This window comes from Cohnella ginsengisoli (assembly GCF_029525555.1).
GTDB lineage: Bacteria > Bacillota > Bacilli > Paenibacillales > Paenibacillaceae > Cohnella > Cohnella ginsengisoli.
Genome location: NZ_JAPDHZ010000002.1, coordinates 153,558 through 173,016, shown reverse-complemented (window position 1 = coordinate 173,016; position 19,459 = coordinate 153,558). Strand labels below are relative to the sequence as shown.

General features: G+C 61.7%; 15 protein-coding genes and 1 pseudogene. 15 read left to right on the top strand and 1 reads right to left on the bottom strand.

The window, feature by feature from the left end:
• Positions 1-56 precede the first annotated feature (56 nt).
• The 13 genes and pseudogenes from metH to OMP38_RS00780 all read left to right on the top strand — a co-directional run bounded on the left by metH (position 57) and on the right by OMP38_RS00780 (position 17,009).
• A complete protein-coding gene (metH, locus tag OMP38_RS00840; protein ID WP_277563494.1) occupies positions 57-3,506 on the top strand; it encodes a methionine synthase in 3,450 nt (1,149 codons plus the stop codon).
• A 400-nt stretch (positions 3,507-3,906) separates the two neighbouring features.
• Positions 3,907-6,201, top strand: a complete 2,295-nt coding sequence (locus OMP38_RS00835) for a DEAD/DEAH box helicase (RefSeq protein ID WP_277563493.1) — start codon at positions 3,907-3,909, stop codon at positions 6,199-6,201.
• A complete protein-coding gene (locus OMP38_RS00830) occupies positions 6,198-7,655 on the top strand; it encodes a ribonuclease H-like domain-containing protein (protein WP_277563492.1) in 1,458 nt (485 codons plus the stop codon). The genes OMP38_RS00835 and OMP38_RS00830 overlap by 4 nt, the downstream gene beginning before the upstream one ends.
• Before the next feature lie 132 nt (positions 7,656-7,787).
• Positions 7,788-8,666 (top strand): HAD-IIA family hydrolase, encoded by an 879-nt coding sequence (locus tag OMP38_RS00825; protein WP_277563491.1) that lies wholly within the window; start codon positions 7,788-7,790, stop codon positions 8,664-8,666.
• A 75-nt stretch (positions 8,667-8,741) separates the two neighbouring features.
• A complete protein-coding gene (locus OMP38_RS00820; protein ID WP_338130377.1) occupies positions 8,742-9,575 on the top strand; it encodes an Fpg/Nei family DNA glycosylase in 834 nt (277 codons plus the stop codon).
• A complete protein-coding gene (locus tag OMP38_RS00815) occupies positions 9,563-10,405 on the top strand; it encodes a deoxyribonuclease IV (RefSeq protein WP_277563490.1) in 843 nt (280 codons plus the stop codon). The genes OMP38_RS00820 and OMP38_RS00815 overlap by 13 nt, the downstream gene beginning before the upstream one ends.
• 1 nt (position 10,406) lies before the next feature.
• Positions 10,407-10,766 carry a cyclic-phosphate processing receiver domain-containing protein gene (locus OMP38_RS00810; protein WP_277563489.1) on the top strand — a complete coding sequence of 120 codons (360 nt, stop codon included), beginning with the start codon at positions 10,407-10,409 and terminating at the stop codon, positions 10,764-10,766.
• On the top strand, positions 10,763-11,095 hold the full coding sequence (locus tag OMP38_RS00805) for a thioredoxin family protein (protein ID WP_277563488.1): 333 nt from the start codon (positions 10,763-10,765) through the stop codon (positions 11,093-11,095). The genes OMP38_RS00810 and OMP38_RS00805 overlap by 4 nt, the downstream gene beginning before the upstream one ends.
• Positions 11,092-11,865, top strand: coding sequence for an ABC transporter ATP-binding protein (locus tag OMP38_RS00800; protein WP_277563487.1), 774 nt, complete (start codon positions 11,092-11,094; stop codon positions 11,863-11,865). The genes OMP38_RS00805 and OMP38_RS00800 overlap by 4 nt, the downstream gene beginning before the upstream one ends.
• Before the next feature lies 1 nt (position 11,866).
• On the top strand, positions 11,867-12,958 hold the full coding sequence (locus OMP38_RS00795; RefSeq protein ID WP_277563486.1) for an SAM-dependent methyltransferase: 1,092 nt from the start codon (positions 11,867-11,869) through the stop codon (positions 12,956-12,958).
• A gap of 123 nt (positions 12,959-13,081) precedes the next feature.
• Complete coding sequence (locus OMP38_RS00790; RefSeq protein ID WP_277563485.1) at positions 13,082-14,695, top strand: serine/threonine-protein kinase; 1,614 nt, start codon at positions 13,082-13,084, stop codon at positions 14,693-14,695.
• Between the two features lie 184 nt (positions 14,696-14,879).
• Positions 14,880-15,576 (top strand): annotated as a pseudogene (locus OMP38_RS00785) (response regulator transcription factor).
• Positions 15,573-17,009 (top strand): sensor histidine kinase, encoded by a 1,437-nt coding sequence (locus OMP38_RS00780; protein ID WP_477100066.1) that lies wholly within the window; start codon positions 15,573-15,575, stop codon positions 17,007-17,009. The pseudogene OMP38_RS00785 and the gene OMP38_RS00780 overlap by 4 nt, the downstream one beginning before the upstream one ends.
• A 19-nt stretch (positions 17,010-17,028) precedes the next feature.
• Here the strand turns inward: OMP38_RS00780 and OMP38_RS00770 are convergent, their stop codons facing one another.
• On the bottom strand, positions 17,029-17,523 hold the full coding sequence (locus OMP38_RS00770; RefSeq protein ID WP_277565125.1) for a C40 family peptidase: 495 nt from the start codon (positions 17,521-17,523) through the stop codon (positions 17,029-17,031).
• 240 nt (positions 17,524-17,763) lie between these two features.
• On the opposite strand from OMP38_RS00770, the gene OMP38_RS00765 reads away from it, so the two are divergent.
• Together OMP38_RS00765 and OMP38_RS00760 are read left to right on the top strand one after the other, a co-directional pair.
• Entirely contained in the window at positions 17,764-18,630 is an 867-nt protein-coding gene (locus OMP38_RS00765) for a carbon-nitrogen hydrolase family protein (protein WP_277563484.1), read from the top strand.
• Positions 18,631-18,645: 15 nt separating this feature from the next.
• Positions 18,646-19,305, top strand: coding sequence for a GNAT family N-acetyltransferase (locus tag OMP38_RS00760; RefSeq protein WP_277563483.1), 660 nt, complete (start codon positions 18,646-18,648; stop codon positions 19,303-19,305).
• The last annotated feature ends 154 nt before the right edge of the window (positions 19,306-19,459 follow it).

Here is a 19,459-nt window from a genome sequence, read left to right as displayed (position 1 = left end):
TAGAAGTTAATGCTTTTACCCATGAAGTTACCCGGAAAAGGATGATACGTCTAAATATGACTTTAACCGATAAGAAAGCCCCATTGCAAGAGCAGTTGAAGAAGCGGATTCTGATCCTCGACGGCGCCATGGGCACGATGATCCAGCAGGCGAACCTGACGGCTGCGGATTTCGGAGGCGAAGAGCTCGAGGGCTGCAACGAAATGCTCGTGCTGACCCGTCCCGACGTCATCCGCGACATCCATGAGCAATATCTCGCGGCGGGATCCGACATTATCGAGACCAACACGTTCGGCTCGACGTCGGTCGTACTTGCGGAGTACGACATCCCCGAAAAGGCGAGAGAGATTAACTTGGCCGCGGCGAAGCTCGCGCGCGAAGCTTGCGACAAGTATTCGACGCCGGATAAGCCGAGATATGCCGCAGGCGCGCTCGGTCCGACGACCAAGACGCTGTCGGTAACGGGCGGCGTGACGTTCGATCAGCTTGTAGAGGATTATCGCGAGCAGACGATCGCGCTTATGGAAGGCGGCGTGGACGCGATCCTGATCGAGACTTGCCAGGACACGCTTAACGTCAAGGCGGCGAGCATCGGCGTCCGGGCGGCGTTCGGCCTCATGGGCCGCACGCTCCCGATCATGATCAGCGGTACGATCGAGCCGATGGGCACGACGCTGGCCGGTCAGAACATCGAATCGTTTTACGTCTCGCTCGAGCACTTGAACCCGGTCTCGTTCGGATTGAACTGCGCGACCGGTCCCGAGTTCATGCGGGATCATATCCGTACGTTGTCCGCGATCGCGAAGTCGGGCGTCAGCTGCTATCCGAACGCCGGTCTGCCGGACGAGAACGGGCATTACCACGAGTCGCCCGAATCGCTGGCGCGCAAGCTGCGCGCATTCGCCGAACAGGGCTGGATCAACATCGCGGGCGGCTGCTGCGGCACGACGCCGGCTCACATCAAGGCGATCGCGGACGCGATGGCCGATGTCGCGCCGCGCGTTCAGGCTGGCGAGCATCCGCCCGCGGTATCCGGCATCGAGACCGTCTATATCGAGAGCGAAAATCGTCCTTACATGGTTGGGGAACGGACGAACGTGCTCGGCTCCCGCAAGTTCAAGCGGCTCATCGCCGAGGGCAAGTACGAGGAGGCATCCGAGATCGCGCGCGCCCAGGTCAAGAGCGGCGCCCATGTCATCGATGTCTGCTTGCAGGATCCCGATCGCGACGAGACCGAGGACATGAAGAAGTTTCTCGACTTCGTCACGAAAAAGGTCAAGGCGCCACTTATGGTCGACACGACCGATCCGGCGGTTATCGACATGTCGCTGAAATACATCCAGGGCAAAACGTTAATTAACTCCATTAATCTTGAAGACGGCGAGGAGAAGTTCGAAAAGGTCGTGCCGATTCTTCACAAATACGGCGCGGCCGTCGTCGTCGGCACGATCGACGAGCGCGGACAGGCGATCACCCGGGAGGACAAGCTCGAGGTCGCCATACGCTCGCACGATTTGCTGGTGAACAAATACGGCTTGCAGGCGGAGGACCTCATTTTCGACGCCCTCGTCTTTCCCGTCGGCACCGGCGACGAGCAGTACATCGGCTCCGCCAAGGAGACGATCGAAGGCATCCGGCTCATCAAGGAGCGGCTGCCGAAGTGCCAGACGATTCTCGGCGTCAGCAACATTTCGTTCGGTCTTCCCGAGGCCGGCCGAGAGGTGCTGAACTCCGTGTTTCTGTACGAATGCACGAAGGCGGGGCTCGATTACGCGATCGTCAATACGGAAAAGCTCGAGCGCTACGCGTCCATTCCCGATCATGAACGCAGGCTCGCCGAAGAGCTTCTCTACAATACGAACGACGCGACGCTTGCCGAATTCGTAGCCGCTTTCCGTGACAAGAAGGTGGAGAAAAAGGTCAAAGCCGAGAACTTGCCGCTGGAAGAGCGTCTGGCCGGCTATGTTGTCGAAGGCAGCAAGGAAGGGCTCCACGCCGATCTCGACGAGGCGCTGGCAAAGTACGCGCCGCTCGACATCATCAACGGTCCGCTCATGGCCGGCATGTCCGAGGTCGGGCGTCTTTTTAACAACAATGAGCTGATCGTGGCCGAGGTGCTTCAAAGCGCGGAGGTTATGAAGGCGTCGGTCGCGCATCTGGAGCCCCACATGGAAAAGGCGGACTCCGCCGTGAAAGGCAAAATCATGCTGGCGACGGTCAAGGGCGACGTGCACGATATCGGCAAAAACCTCGTCGAGATCATTCTCTCGAACAATGGCTACAAGATCGTCAACCTCGGCATTAAGGTGCCGCCGGACCAACTGATTGCCGCGTACCGCGAGGAGAAGCCGGACGCGATCGGGCTGTCGGGCCTGCTCGTCAAAAGCGCGCAGCAGATGGTGCTGACCGCGCAGGACTTGAAGAGCGCCGGCATCGACGCCCCGATCCTCGTCGGCGGCGCCGCGCTGACGCGCAAGTTCACGAAGACCCGGATCGCGCCCGAGTACGACGGCGTCGTTCTGTACGCCAAGGATGCGATGGACGGCCTCGACATCGCCAACAAGCTGAGCGATCCCGCGCAGCGCGCCGCGATCGAGCAAGAGCACCGGACCGCGCTCGCCACGCTCGAACGCGAGGAGGAGAAGCCTGCGATGCCCGCGCCGACGCGCGCCCGCAGCGCAAGCGTGTCGCCGGACGCGCCCGTGTTCGCGCCGCCGGACTACGATCGCCACGTCCTGCGCGATTATCCACTCGCGCACGTGCTGCCGTACGTAAACCTGCAGATGCTGATGGGTCACCATCTCGGCCTCAAAGGCAACGTCGAGGAACTGCTCAAGGCGGGCGATGAGCGCACGACCCAGCTGAAGGACACGATCGACGGCATTATGGCCGACGCGCAGACGAACGGCTGGCTGAAGCCGCAGGCGATGTACCGCTTTTTCCCGGCGCAGGGAGACGGCAACGATATTTTGATCTACGATCCGGCCGACCGCAAGACGGTAATCAAGAAGTTTACGTTTCCGCGGCAGGCGGTGGAGCCGTACCTGTGCCTGGCGGACTTCCTGAAGCCCGTGGACAGCGGCGTGATGGACACCGTCGGCTTCCTCGTCGTGACGGCGGGCAACGGTACGCGAGAGCAGGCGGAAAAGTGGAAGGAGAGCGGCGACTATCTGCGTTCGCATGCGTTGCTGGCGACCGCGCTCGAGGTGGCTGAAGGCATGGCGGAACGGGTGCATCAGATCATGCGCGACAATTGGGGCTTCCCCGACCCGGCCGACATGACGATGAAGCAGCGCTTCGGCGCGAGGTATCAGGGCATCCGGGTGTCTTTCGGCTATCCCGCTTGTCCGGACTTGGAAGACCAAGGACCGTTGTTCGAGCTCATGAAACCGGAGGATATCGGCGTCCAGCTGACCGAGGGCTTCATGATGGAGCCGGAAGCGTCGGTATCCGCGATGGTATTCGCGCATCCGGACGCGAAGTACTTTAACGTCGACAAGGCATGAGGCATTTAATAGAGGCCGGAAAAATGGCTGTCCCGATCGAACGCGCGATCGGGGCGGCTTTTTTCCGTTGTCGCGAAAAACAGGAAATGAACGATCATTTCCCCGGAAAGCGCAGGATGCGACACTGAGTAACGCCAATCGCCCGTCCGTTAGCCTCTTTTTCGACCGGACTCCGCTGTTAGCGCTTCCTTTCGACATAATTATTACAATTGCGCGACAATTCAAACAAATGAACGCTAATATATTGCTCCTTCATTTCCCGATCGAATAGGACCGGAAAAGTTCCTCGTACATAGTCTATGAAGCCCGTTGAAGTACGAACGTACATTCTGTACAATGAAAGTTACATCTAACAAGCGAAACAAGCGAACGAAACGCAAAAGAAATGGAGCGATGCGGCATGAACCCTTTAACGGGAAAAGCGGCGACGATGGAGGAATGGCTGGAGCATCTGAAGCTGAACCGGGAGATCATGGAAAACGTGACCTACTGGCATACGCAGCCTGCCCGCCCCGCGCGGACCGCGCCCTTTCCGCCGGAGCTCGATCCGAGGCTGTCCGCGGCGCTCGGCGCGAGAGGCGTCGCATCGCTCTACACCCATCAGTCGGCCGCTTTCGAAGCTGTCCGCGCCGGCCGTCACGTCGTGACCGTCACGCCGACGGCATCCGGCAAGACGCTCTGCTACAACCTGCCGGTGCTGCAGCGGCTATTGACCGATCCGAGCGCGCGGGCGCTGTATTTGTTCCCGACGAAGGCGCTCGCCCAGGATCAAGTGGCAGAGCTTCAAGAGCTAGCCGACGCGATGAAGGTCGACATCAAAACCCATACGTACGACGGCGATACGCCGCCTACGGTCCGACAGGTTATTCGCAATGCCGGCCATATCGTCGTGACGAACCCGGATATGCTCCACTCGGCGATTCTGCCGCATCATACGAAGTGGGTCAAGCTGTTCGAAAACCTGAAATACATCGTCATCGACGAGTTGCACGCCTATCGCGGCGTGTTCGGCAGCCATGTGGCCAACGTCATCCGCAGACTGAAGCGAATTTGCCGATTTTACGGCAGCGCGCCGCAGTTTTTGTGCGCGTCCGCAACGATCGCCAATCCGCGGGAGCACGCCGAGCGGCTCATCGAGGAGTCGTTCGCGCTCGTCGACGACAACGGCGCGCCGGCCGGCGAAAAACACCTCGTCTTTTACAATCCACCCGTCGTCAACCGCCAGCTCGGCATCCGGCGTTCGAGCGTGCTGGAGTCGCAGAAGCTGGCGGCGCTGCTCCTTAGAAGCGGCATTCAGACGATCGTGTTCGCGCGAAGCCGCGTACGCGTGGAGATCTTGCTCACGTACTTGCAGGAGCTGACCAAGCGGGAGTTCGGGACCAAGTCGATTCGCGGCTATCGCGGCGGCTACCTGCCGAAGCTGCGGCGGGAGATCGAAAAGGGGCTGCGAAGCGGGGAGATTCGCGGCGTCGTCAGCACGAACGCGCTCGAGCTCGGCATCGACATCGGCCAGCTGCAAGCCTGCGTGTTGAACGGCTATCCCGGCTCCATCGCGAGCACGTGGCAGCAGTCCGGGCGGGCGGGACGCCGTCACGGCAGCTCCGTCACGTTTCTCGTGGCCAGCAGCAATCCGCTCGATCAGTACCTGATCCAGCACCCGGATTATTTTCTCGGCAGGCCGCCCGAGGAAGCGCGCATTCATCCGGACAACCTGCTTATTTTACTCGATCACATCAAGTGCGCCGCCTACGAGCTGCCGTTCGAAGCGGGCGACACGTTCGGCGGGGAGAAGCTCGTCGACCTGCTCGAATTTTTGGCGGAGGAAAAGGTGCTGCACGAGAACGCCGGACGCTGGTACTGGATGGAGCAGGCATTTCCGGCCCACGGTATCTCGCTTCGCTCCGCGGCCCAGGAGAACTTCGTCATCATCGACATGACGGAAGGGCATCGCGTGCTCGGCGAGGTCGACCGGTTCGGCGCGCCGACGCTCATCCACGAGGAAGCGATCTATCTGCACGAAGGCGTCCAATATCAGGTCGAGAAGCTGGACTATCCAGAAAAAAAAGCCTACGTGCGCGAAGTGAACGTGGACTACTTCACGGATGCGAGTCTGGCGGTCGAGCTGAAGGTGCTGCACGTGGACAAGGAGCGCGAATCGCCGGGCGGCGCCATCGTGCGGCAATACGGGGAGTTGATGGTTACGGCCAAGCCGACGATTTTCAAAAAGATGCGCTTGCGGACCCATGAGAACATCGGCTCCGGCCCGATCCACCTGCCCGAGGAGGAGCTTCATACGAGCGGGTACTGGTTTTCGTTCTCGGAAGAGGCCGCCGCCGTCCGCAGCGCGAACGACATGCAGTCCGCCCTGCTCGGGCTCGCCAACGTGCTCGTCCATCTGGCGCCGCTGCATCTGATGTGCGATCCGATGGATATCTGCGTCGTGCCCCAGGTGAAGGCCGTGCATACGAAGCAGCCGACGATTTACTTCTACGACCGGTATCCGGGCGGCATCGGCCTCAGCCAGCGCTTGTACGAAAAGCATGACGAGCTGCTCGCGGAGGCCGGGCGCCTCATCGAGGGATGCGGGTGCCTTAGCGGCTGTCCGGCCTGCGTCGGGCCGATCGAGGAGGTCGGCCTGCTCGGCAAAGACCTGGCCCTCGGGCTGCTGCAGCGAACGGCAGGTGCGGCGGGATGAGCAGCCTGCGCGACCGGCTGGACCGGCTGCGAGCCCATTCGGCTTCGTCCAAAGCGGATGAGTCGCTTGGCGGCGCGGCGGCTGAGGCGGGGAACGGAGTGTCGTCTGCGGGCGCAGTCGGATCTTCCTCGCGTTCGGGGGCTGATGCTCGAGGCAGCGCCGGACCGTCTGCCGGCAGGGAACGCACCACTAAGGATACTGAAGATAAAGGCATATCGGGAAGCGGACTCCATCCTGCGCTCGCCGCGCTTCACGTCGAGGAGGTCGCCGGCGAGTACGGCAGCTTTTTGCGCCGCCGCGCGGTCTATCCCCTCGAGCACCGGCACGGCCATTACGTGCTGTCCGAGCTCATTCACTGCGCCAGAAGACTGAAGCCGATTGCGGTTCGTCAGAACCGGAAACGAGGAACGCCTGCGGCGGACGCCCTGCCCGAGCCTATGGACATCGAAGCGCAGCGGCTTTTGTTCCTCGACACCGAGACGACGGGACTCGGCGTAGGCTCGGGCAATTTGCCGTTCATGATCGGGTTCGGATACGCCGACGGCGAAGCGGGGACATTTACGGTGGAGCAGCTGCTCATCCGGCATCCCGGGGAAGAGCGGGCGATGCTGGCTTACCTGCTGGGCAAGTTCGCAGGCGTTACGCACCTGGTTACCTACAACGGCAGGTCGTTCGATTGGCCGGTGTTGACGAGCCGCTTCGTGCTGAACGGCTGGCGGCCGAGCGGCGTCGAGCCAGGGCATCTCGATTTTCTGCATCCTTCCCGCGCCTTATGGAAAAACACGCTGCCGTCCTGCCGGCTCAGCCGCATCGAAGAAGACCGGCTCGGCATCGTGCGCGGCGAAGACGTGCCCGGCTCGCTCGCGCCGGAGCTGTACATGAAGTACCTTAGCGACGGGGACGCGTCACATCTGCGCGGCGTCTATATCCACAACGAGCGGGATATTTTGACGCTGGCCAGCCTGACCGTCCACTTCGGCGGCGTGCTCGAGGGCCGGCTTGGCGCCGAATGGGCGCTGCCCGAGGAGCCCGAGGAGCTGTTCCGCACGGCAGCCTGGCTGGCCGATCACGGCGGAGAGCAGCACGCGGAGCGGCTGTTCGCAGCGCTGATCGCGGAAGGCACGCCGGGCGGACGGTGGCTGCTGCCGGCTGCCGCGCGCCTCAAGCGGCTCGGACGGCACGACGAGGCGGCCGGCCTGTGGGAGCGGGCCGCACGCCTCGCCGAATCGCGGCTGCTGCCTTCCGCCGAAGCGCATATCGAGCTGTCGATGCATTACGAGCATCGTCGCAGGGAGCCGGGCATCGCGCTGGATTACGCATCGCGCGCGCTTGATCTGCTGCAGCGGCGAACTTCGCTCAGGCAGAGCGACCGCATGCGGGCGGAGCTCGACGCGATCAGGCACAGACTGGCGCGGCTTCGCCGCAAGATCGAAGCGACAGGCCGGCTCGGCTGAGTTTTCCGGGGCGGCCCGACGCTTCTTTCTATATGCGGATGGTTGCAGAGTACTCGACAAAAGGGTATTGTGATTCATATAAAAGCTGGCAGCATCATGAAGCGCACGACAGCGTCAAAGGAGCCGAAATCCATGTCGCAACAAACCGAGCTGCTCCGCGAAGAACGGTTCTCAGGGCGGCCGAAGGCGGTGCTGCTCGACCTCGACGGCACGCTGTACAGAGGAGAGACGCCGATCGAAGGCGCTTGCGAGTTGGTCGAGGAGCTTGAAGAAGCAGGCATCGCCTGCTGGTATTTAACGAACAATTCGACGCGCACGCCCGAGCAGGTGGCGGCGCATCTGCGCGGCTTCGGCATCCCGGCTGACGCAACGCGCGTTATTACGTCCGCGGCAGCCGCCGCGCATTACGCCAAGAAGCGCCATCCCGATGCGACCGCGTTCGTCATCGGCGAGCACGGACTTCGCAGCGCGCTCGCGGAGGCGGGCATCGCGATGCCGGACGAAGCCGAGCTGGCCGCGGGCGCTAGCGTGAACCTTGTCGTTCAAGGACTGGACCGGGATTTGAACTATGGACAGTTGACCGCGGCGCTAGGCTATTTATTGTCGGGAGCCGACTACTTGCTGACCAATCCGGATCGCAGGCTGCCCGTCGGCGACGGCTTTCTGCCCGGTGCGGGGAGCTTGGCCGCCTTGCTGGAGACTGCGAGCGACGTGACTCCGGTCGTCATCGGCAAGCCGTCCGGCATTATGATGCGGTACGCGCTGGACTTGGCGGGCATCGAAGCTTCGGAGGCCTGGGTCGTCGGGGACAACCCGCACACCGATCTTGCAGCCGGCCTCTCGGCCGGTTGTCCGACGGTGCTCGTCTTAACCGGCGTATGCGGTCGGAACGACTGGCGTCAGCGCTGCGAGCGCGCAGGCGCCATGCCGGATGCGGTATGCGAGGGTCCCGATGAAGTGCGCGCATTGATTTCCGGGATGAGGATAGCCGGCGGACCGGCAAATACATAATTTCGATACGGATTCGAAAAAAAGTTAGACGACAGCAGGCCATCCGCGCGATGGCTGGAGAAGGGATGAACGATCATGCCGGAATGGCCGGAAATGGACACCTACCGAAGATTGCTGTCGCCGCTCGTATGCGGGCAGATGATCAGGGAGGTCGTCGTGAACCGCGAGAAGACGATTAACGAATCCCCGGAATCGTTCATAGACGCGTTGAAGGGCAAGCGAATTTTGTTCGTGGAGCGAAAAGGCAAGCACCTGCTCTTCCATCTGGACGACGGCAATCGGCTGCTGCTGCATTTGATGCTCGGCGGCTGGATGTTCTTCGGACAAGACGGTCCGAAGAGCGACGATCACTATCAAGTCATCCTGACGCTGGACGACGGCAACCGGCTGTTTTTCGCAGGCTTGCGGCTCGGATTTCTTCATCGGCTCAGCGCCAAGGCGGTGCTGGAGCGTCTGCACGACTTGGGGCCGGATCCAATGGACCCGCGCCTGACCGAAGCGGCGTTCGCGACGCGGTTGAAGAAAAGGCGGGGGCGGCTTAAGCCGGTTCTAACCGATCAAAAGTTTCTCGCCGGCATCGGCAATTGCTATTCGGACGAGATCTGCTTCGACGCCATGATCCACCCGGCCTCGCAGATTTCGGCGCTGAATGAAGAGCAGATCTCCGCGCTGTACGCGTCCATGCGCAAAGTGCTGATGGAAGCGTCGTCCGGCGGCGGATATATGGAGCATCCGTTGACGGAGAAGGACGAGACGACCGGCGGATTTCTGGACAAGCTGCGGATTTACGATCGCGGCGGCGAGCCATGCCCCCCGTTCGGGAGACGAGATCGTGCTGGAAACGCTGGCGGGTCGAAAAATGTTCTACTGCCCGGCGTGCCAGAAGGAAGCCTAGCATGCCGGCCGTAGGCAGCCATGTCAGCACGCGGCGCGGACTGTACGAGGCCGCCCGCGCCGCGGCGCGCATGGGCGGCGACGCCTTCCAGTACTTCCCGTCCAACCCGCGCACGCTCTTCTCCAAGCCCGTCGACGAGGCGGACGCGTCCCGCTGCGCGGCGTACTGCAAGGAAGAGGGGATCGTCTCGCTCGGCCACTCCGCCTACGCGATCAATCCCGCCTCGACCGGCGACTCCGCCGCCCAAATGGAGCGGTGCGTGCTGGGCGATCTGGCGATCGCCGAAGCGTGCGGATCGATCGGCACGGTCATTCATTTCGGCGTCATCCGTGGCGGCGATCCCCTTCAGGGTTATCGCGACATGATCGCCTGGCTCGACCGTACGCTGGCCCGTTGGGACGGCAAGGCGAAGCTGCTGCTCGAGAATCAGGCGGGCAATCATGGCGATGCCGGCAAGACGCCGGAGGAAATGGTTCAGATTCGCTCGCTGTCCGCTTATCCGGACAAGATCGGCTTCTGCCTCGATACTTGTCATTTGTACGCCAGCGGCGAATGGAACGGCGCGGATTGGGCCGATTTTCGCAAGCGCGCCTCGAAGCTCGGCTACTGGGAGCATCTCGCAGCCGTGCATTTGAACGATTCGCGCTATCCTACGGGCTCGCGCAGGGACCGTCACGCGCCGATCGGAGAGGGCTATATCGGCGACGATAGCTTCCGGGAGCTGCTATCTTCTCCCGAGATACGCCGGGTGCCCGTCGTCATGGAGACGCCGCCGGAAGCGGACGGCACGCATGAAAAGCAGATCGCCCGCGTCCGCAAGCTGATGAGCGAGGGGGACGATTAACGTGATTAACGTTTATTTGGACGACGTTCGGCCTTGTCCGGCAGGGTTCGTGCCGGCGCGCACGGCCGAGGAATGCCTGCTGCTGCTTCGCGAATGCGAGGTGGATATCCTGTCGCTCGATTACGAGCTCGGATACGGGCATCCGAACGGCTTTGCAGTCGTCGCCGGGCTAATCGCCGCCGGCACGTTTCCGCGAGAGGTGTACGTTCACTCCTCCAGCATGATGGGCCGCGCCCAGATGGTCAGGGGACTGCGCGAAGCCGGCATTGCCGGCCTGATCGTGCACGACGGGCCGATGCCCCCGTCGGTACTCGAAGCGGCGGCCAAAGGCGCGAAGACGGGGAAGGACGAATCGCCGTGACGGAATGGGAAGCGAGGACCTGGCGGCGGGAAATCGAAGCGTCGGAAGGCGCGCTTGCGCTTTTCGTCTATACGCCGCTATGCGGCACATGCGCGCTCGCGAGACGAATGCTCGAGGTGGCCGAAGCGTCGCTGACGGACGTTCGGATCGCTTCGGCGAACATCAACCTCATGCCCGGAATGGCGGAAGCTTTTCAGATCGAGAGCGTTCCCTGCCTGCTGCTAAGGCGTCAGGACGGCGCATGGAATAAGGTATACCGGTTCGGATCGGTCGTGGAGATCAGGGCGCGGCTCGCCGAATCGTTCGGGGGAGAGGGAAAACGATCATGATCGAACTTAAAAATATCGTATGGCGCCGCGAAGAACGGGAGATCTTGCGCGGCGTCGACCTGACGGTCAAGGCGGGAGAGCGCTGGGTGCTCCTCGGCCGCAACGGCTGCGGCAAGTCCACGCTGCTCGAGATGATCACGGGCTATTTGTTCCCGACGAGCGGTACGGTCGACATTCTCGGCAACCGCTACGGACGCGTCGACGTGCGCGAGGTGCGCAAAAAGATCGGCAACATCGGGCCGTCGCTGATCGAAAAGCTCATTCCGCGCGACCCGGTCTGGGAGATCGTCGTCGGCGGGATGAACGCTTACTTGCGCATTTACGAAGAAATTTCCGAAGAAATCAAAGCGAGGGCGCTGGCGGAGCTTGACCGCGTCGGTCTCGGTTCGCGCGCCGGGCAGCCGTTCGGAACGCTGTCCCAGGGCGAACGGAAAAAGGCGCTGCTCGCCCGGACGATGATGGCAGACCCGCAGCTGCTGATCATGGACGAGCCCTGCGCCGGACTTGACCTGTTCGAGCGGGAAAAATTTCTCGATTCGCTGGAATCGCTCTCCAAGCGCGTCGAGGGTATCTTGTACGTGACGCATCATATCGAAGAGATCGTGCCTTTGTTTACGCATGTGGCGCTTATGGCCGAAGGGCGTATCATCGCTGCCGGTCCCAAGCGAGAGGTGCTGACGGCCGAGCTGCTGCGCGACGCCTACGAGGTGCCGGTCAACGTGCGTTGGGTAGAAGACAGACCTTGGATTACGGTTGAAAAGGAGGGGTAGCGTGACGGCATTCATCGGAACGAGCAACCCCGGATTCGCGCCTTTTGCGATGGAGGAATTGCGCAGGCGCTGGCCGGACGTCTCGTTGTCGGGCCTTGCGCCCGGCGAGACATTTAAACTTGCCGTCGCCGGCGCGGACGACCGCGAGCTGGTTCGCCAGCTCCGCATGGACGAGCCCGTTTTTTTGCGTCATTTGTTCCCGGTGCGGGAGGAGCTCGATATTCCGCAGCAAGCGGAGGAAGTCGCGTCAGCCCTCGTTCGCTTCGCGGGCTCGCTGGCCGGCGAAGTAAAAGGCGCCAAAGTCGCGGTCCAGGTACGCAAGTCCCAGGACAGCCCGTTCCCCTTCTCGTCCGCCGAGGCCCGCGACCTCATGGTGCCGGCGCTGCTGGAGTCGGGAGCGGAGACCGTATCCCGCGGCGCGAAGTGGATCGTGTCGGTATACGCGTCGAAGCGGAGCCTCTTTCTCGGCTTGTCCGCTCCTGCGGACAATTTGTCCGACTGGCCGGGCGGCGCCGTTCGGTTTCGCCGCGAGGAAGGACTCATCTCCCGCGCGGCCTTCAAGCTGCTCGAAGCGGAGCAGACATTCGACTTGCCTTTCGAACGTTTCACGAACGCGCTCGATCTCGGCGCGGCGCCGGGCGGCTGGGCGTCCGTGCTGTTGGAGCGCGGCCTCCGCGTGACGGCGGTCGATCCCGCGGAGATGGACGAGTCGCTGGCGGGTCATCCCAGACTTCGCCATTTGCGGCAGAACGCGGCCGATCTGTCCTTCGCGCCGGGGACGTTCGACCTGCTCGTCTGCGACATGAGCTGGGATCCGCACCATACGGCCCGGATCGTGAAGCAGCTGGCGCCGGCGCTGTCGGCGGGCGCTTCCGTCATCGTCACGTTGAAGCTGATGTACAAAAAAGCCGATGCAGACGATCGCCGACCTGCTCGGGTCTTACGAGGAGACGTTCGATATTCGAAGAGTCAAGCAACTGTTCCACAACCGGGACGAAGCGACGGTGTGGATGCGCAAGTAACGCCTTTGAGCGATGCTTCTCCGATCGAGGATCGGGATCGGCCTTCCCTCGAAGATCGCGGCATGCTATAATCGGAGCAATAAGAACGACATACGCACGGGAAAGCATCCCGCGCCGAACCGAATCCCTTTGGGGAAGCGGTTTTGCGCGGGTTTTTGTATTCCATGCGTTTGTTGCGAAGGGAGGTATGGGGCGTGAAGGGAGAAAATGCGCGGCGTCCGCTCCCCGCTTTCGAGCTGGGTCAGCTTGTATCGAACCGGTACAGAATCGTCGGCGGACTGGGCCGAGGCGGGATGGCCCGCGTGTATTTGGCGGAGGACCTGAAGCTGGGCGGGCGGCTGCTCGCGCTCAAGTTGACGCGTACGTACGACGGCGCCGAACGGTTTATCGACGAGGCCAGATTGCTGAGCGCCTTGCGCCATCCCGGCCTGCCTGAGATCGTCGATTACGAGCCGCCGGACGATCAGGGTCTTGCGCTGATCGTCATGACCTACGTTGAAGGCGAGACGCTCGCCGAGCGGATGCGAAGGCACGGAATGGCGCTGCCGTTTGCGAAGGCGCTGCGTTACTTGCTCCAGTTGGCGCGCACGCTGCAGTATTTGCATGCGCAGCGGCCGCTCGTCGTCTTCCGCGACCTGAAGCCGGCGAACGTCATGATCGACGGCCGGGACGACGCGATTCTGATCGACTTCGGCATCGCGAGAGAGTTCAAGCCTGGCGCGGCTCAGGATACGCTGATGCTCGGCACGCCGGCGTTCGCGGCGCCGGAGCAGCTGCGCGGCGAGCAAAGCGACGCCAGGACGGATCTGTACGGGCTCGGCGGCCTGGCTTATTACTTGCTTACGGGCGGCGGTTTCTTCAGCCGCACAAGCTCCGCCGGCCGGCCGCTTTGGCAGCGCGACATCCCGCCGGGTTTCGTCGCGTCCGTGGAGCGGCTGCTGTCCGAGCAGCCCGAAGACCGGCCGGACAGCGCCGCCGAAGTCGTCCGCGAATGGCAACCATTTGTCGCTTACGGGGAAGCTCTCGAGCCGGGCGTACCCATCGCGATGCCGAACGGCAGACAGTCCGCAGGCGGACTCGGCGCCGTAACCGGTCACCGCGGCAAAGCGGTTCGAATCGCGGCGGTATTGTCCGCTTACCCCGGGGCGGGAGCGACCTTCGTGGCGCGCATGCTGTCGTCGCGGCTGAATCGTCTCGGCGTCGCGCACGCCTTGACGGAGTGCCCCGGGAGCGAGCCCGAGCTTTACCGCTGGCTGGACGGCGGGCGGCGAATGCCGGATCGCGCGGTGTTCGCGGATCCGGCCGGCGCCGGGTCCGTGTCCCCGGCATGGCGGGAGGGGCATGCCGTTTATTATCCGCTTCGTCCCGAAGAGCCGCCCGGCGGCGCGCCGGCGCCGGGCTTCGCCTCTTGGCTGGACGGGACCGGCGCGCCGCTCGTCCTGCTCGACGTATCGGGCGCCTGGCAGGATGCCCGCGTGTCGGCCTGGCTCGCTGCGCATGCGGACGCCGTCTACGCGGTGGCCGACCCGCTGCCGGTCAAGTGGACGGAGCGACGGCAGCGCGGCTGCATGGAGTTGCTCGCGGCGTCGTATCGCGCCGGCGCATCCACGGGCTGGATCGCGAACCGCGACATGGACTTTTCCGGACGCGGCGAGTGGCTCCGCCTTTTCCCGGAACGGCCGAAGCTCGCGGTGCCGCATTTGCCGCCGTCGGAAGTTGCGTCTTGGCTGTGGCAGGGCGGTGCCGTCGCTTTGCCGAAGCGAGCGGCGGCCGACGCGGACGCCTTTTGCGCCCATCTGCTTCGTTGAATCGCCCGCCGGCCAGACGAATCGACGGAAAAAGCGCTATCCTTCCGAGTTGAAACCAGCGTCTTCCCGGAATGTATGCTTCATCCATTCGATCTCGCAAGGTCGTCATGGTACAATAGATGTCAGCGGATTCAGGCGTTTTTTCGCGAGATTCCGAAGAACGTGGGGACAGAGGTGGACGATCATGAGCGAACGTATTTTGATCATAGAGGACGAAGACGGCATCGCGCGCATTTTAGAGCTCGAGCTGAAGCACGAAGGCTACGAGGTGGGCCGCGCGGCCGACGGACGAACGGGACTGGAGATGGCGCTGAGCGGCGAATGGGATCTGCTCCTGCTGGACGTGATGCTTCCCGGCTTGAACGGCGTCGAGGTACTGCGCAGGTTCAGGCAGAACGACAACGCGGTGCCCGTCATCCTGCTGACGGCCCGGGACACCGTTCCTGACAAGGTCAGCGGCTTCGAGCATGGCGCCAACGACTACGTGACCAAGCCCTTCGCGATGGAAGAGCTGCTCGCTCGCGTGCGGAACCTGCTCCGGATTTTCAAGGCTTCGCGCGAAGGCGAGAGCGAAGACGCGCTCAAGATCGGCGACCTGACGATCGAGCTGATCACGCGCAAGGTGTATCGCAAGGACCACGGCATCGATTTGACCCCCCCGCGAGTTCGAGCTGCTGCTCTACTTGGCGCGGCACAAGGGCACGGAGAAGACGCGGGACGAGATTTTATCCGACGTGTGGGGGTACGAATATATCGGGGATACGAACGTCGTCGACGTTTACATCCGTTATTTGCGGCAAAAAATGGACAAGGGGTACCGGCATAAGCTGCTACATACCGTTCGCGGCGTAGGTTATATGCTCAAGGAGCCCGAAGTATGACGCTGAGGCTCCGCTTCACGCTCTTTACCGTTTTTTGGTTGATTTTTATTTTGATTTTGTACAATGTGTTCGTTTATTACTTCGTCATCAAGGTGACGACGCGCGGCGAGCTGCAGTTGCTCTCCAGCAAGGCAGATCTCGTGATGGAGACGCTGCGCAAAAACGAGATGACGGGCATCGACGACGCCGCGCTGCTGAAGGATATGTATAATGTCAACGAGATGATGCGCATCGTCACGCCGGATTCGCGGGTGGTGAATTCGGTCGGCGTAGACAAGCAGCTGCTCGCCCTGCCCAAGGCAGTCCGTACGGTGTCGCACTCGGACACCATTAAGGTGGACGGACACCGCGTGCTGACCTGGTCCGTGCCGATTTACGACAATCACCGCCTCGTCGGGCAGATCGACAGCGCGCGGTATTTGACCGCGCTTGACGGGTATCTTCAGATTCTCCTCGGCGCGCTCAGCGTGACGAGCGTCGGCGCGATCATATTTGCCATCCTCGGCACCTACTGGTTCACTTCCCGCTTGACCGGACCGATCGGGCAGATGGTCCAGACGATGCGGGAGATCGACCGGAGCGGCAAGCTCCAGCGGGTGAAAATGGGCCGCGAGGAGTCGGTGGAGCTTCAGCAGCTCATCCGCGCGTTCAACCAGATGATCGATCGGCTGGACCGGACGATCGAGCGGCAGAAGCAGTTCGTCGCGGACGCCTCGCACGAGCTGAAGACGCCGCTCACCGTCATCGGCAGCTACGCGGACATGCTCAAGCGCTGGGGCCGGGACGACGTCACGGTGCGCGACGAGGCGATCGAGGCGATCGCGCGCGAGACCGAGCGGCTCAAGAAGCTGACGCTTTCGATGCTGACGCTGGCGGAGGCGGAGCAGGACGACTGGCTGAACAAGAGCCGATTCGATATCGTCTCCATCGTCAATGACCTGTCCGGCGTGCTGCGGGCTACGTTCCTTCGCCACATTCGCGTACATGCCGGCTCGGGCACGGTTCAAATGGTCGGCGACAAGGACAAGATCCGGCAGATGATCCTGATCTTCCTGGACAACGCGATCAAGTACAGCAAGGAACCGATCGACGTACGCATCCGTTCGGAAAAAAATACGGTTCGCATCGAAGTCACGGACTACGGCATCGGCATTTCGGAAACGAGATTCCGTATCTTTTTGAACGTTTTTACCGCGTGGACGAGGCGCGGCATCGCGCGACGGGCGGCAGCGGTCTCGGGCTGTCCATCGCCAAGCGGATCATCGATCTGCACGGCGGAACGGTCGAAGTATTCAGCAAGCCCGGCAGCGGCACGACGATCGCGATCGCGCTCCCGTACAAATAAAGGCTTGTTTTGTCGCGGCTGCCCGAGGCGCGCGAAAAAGCCTTCGTCACGCCGCCGCCGGGCGGGGAAACGAAGGCTTATTATATAGGCGCGAGGCAGATGCGCTGCTAGAGTACGCGCTTCGCGGTTTTGTAATGGCTCTTCCAATAGGCGGCGCTCAAGCTCGTGATGGTGACGCCCGGTTTGCCGTAGGTATGAAGAATATTGTTGTTGCCGATGTAGACGGCGACATGTCCGATTTTGGAGCTGTTGCTGGATTCAAAGAAAACGAGATCGCCTTTTTTAAGCTCGGACTTGGCTACCGTCTTGCCCTTGGTCGCTTGCGCGCTGGAGACGCGCGGGAGCTTGACGCCGTATTTTCCGAAAATATATTGCATGAAGCTGGAGCAGTCGAACATCTGGGTCGAGCCGGATGGCGCGCCAAGGCGGTATTTCACGCCCAAATATTTTTTGCCAAACGTAATGATTTTGTCGGCTTTGACGGAATTAGGAGCGGCTGCGGCGGCTTTGGGTGCGGATGATAAAAGCGTACCGGAAACGGCAATGGCTACGCAAAGTCCCAGGCTGGCGATTTTGCGGATCATTCGGCTGGTCATATTCATGCTCATGTTGTGAGGCGATCCTCCGTCCGATGGGTGCGGCTCGCTAGGGCCTATTTGTTTAACCCAACTATAACAGATGCCAAACATCCTATGATTTTCCAAAAAAGAAAGAGCCGCATAATTATGCGGCTCTTGTCGATTTCTTAGAACGAGATGAGAATTCTCTCATGCGCGAAACGCGGTTTGCGAGCTGCCGCGCACCCGATATAATGAGGAGAAGGAAAGAGAGGGATGGAACCGATGAAAATGAGAGTTTCCGCCGTTCAGTTCGCGCTGAAGGATGTCGATAGCGTCGAGCAATGGAGCGCGCAGGTCAAACACTACGTTCGCAACGCGGCCGAATACGGCTCGCAGTTCGTGCTGTTCCCCGAGTTTATCACGACGCCGCTGCTCGGTATCGGCGAAGAGGCGAGCGGCGCTGGCCGTCCGATCGACACGCTCCCAGAATATACGGAACTCTATACGGGTTTGTTCTCTGGCCTCGCGCGGCAGTACGGCATGTACTTGTTCGCGGGAACGCACGTGACGAGGCGGGAAGAAGGTCTCCGCAATACGGCGTTTCTGTTCAAGCCGGACGGCAGTTGGCATATGCAGGACAAGCTTCATATTACGCCGTCGGAGGTGCAAGCTTGGAACGTGCAGCCCGGCGACGGCGTCGAGGTGATCGACACGCCGTTCGGCAAGATCGGCCTGCTCACTTGTTACGACATCGAATTTCCGGAGATCGTGCGGATGGTGCGCGCCAAAGGCGCGAACGTCATTTTTTGCCCGTCCTGCACCGACGACCGGCACGGCTTTCACCGGGTGCGGTACTGCTGTCATGCCAGAACCGTGGAAAATCAAATCTACGTCGTGACGACGGGAACGGTCGGCTCGCTGACCCGCGTCGACTTCATGCGCGCGAACTACGGACAGGCCGCCGTCATCGCGCCGAACGATATTCCTTTTCCGCCGGGAGGCATTCTTAGCGAAGGGGATATGAACGCGGATATGCTGATCACGGCGGATCTCGACCTGTCGCTGCTGGACGAAGTCCGCGAAGCGGGCTCCGTCACGACCTGGCGGGACCGCAGGGTCGATCTGTATACGGATTGGCAGCAGCAGTAAGAATGGAGGATCGACATGCGCAAACGCATCATCGTATCGGACGGGAGCCGGACGGCCGAGGCCGAGATTCGGCCCTATACGCGGGATGACTTCAGGGCGTTGATCGAGGTTCAAGCAGAAAGCTTCCCGCCGCCGTACCCGCCCGAATTGTGGTGGAACGAAGCGCAGCTCGAGGAGCATGTGAGACGATTTCCCGCAGGCGCGCTCTGCGTTGCCGTAGACGGCCTGATCGCAGGCTCGATGACGGCGCTCAGGCGCACGCTCGCGCACGGCGACGGGCACATCTGGGCGGAGGCGACGGATAACGGCTACATTCGCAATCACGAGCCGGACGGAGATACCCTTTATGTCGTCGATCTTTGCGTCAGGCCGGCCTATCGTTCGCTCGGACTCGGCAAATGGCTCATCCAGTCGATGCACGAGACGGTCGTTCATCTCGGCTGCCGTCGGTTGCTGAGCGGCGGACGTATGCCCGGCTATCACAATCACGCGGATCGAATGACGCCCGAGCAGTACCTGGAGGAAGTGAAGTTGGGGCGGCTTCGGGATCCGGTCGTCTCCTTCCTGATCCGGTGCGGACGGATCCCGGTCGGCGTCGCGCACGGCTACCTTGACGACGAAGAGTCGCGCGGCAACGCGGCGCTCATGGAGTGGCGCAATCCGTTTATCGTTTAGATTGCGCCGCTCGCGTACAAGCCTTCGAGACACCTTCTTGCGGGAAGGTGTTTTTTCTCGCGCGCCAGGCTGGGACTTGCGTTAAATAGCAAAAAATTCCCGAAATCCTTCAAGCCGTTCCCCCCGCGAAAAACACTAATATAGGGGAAGGCGC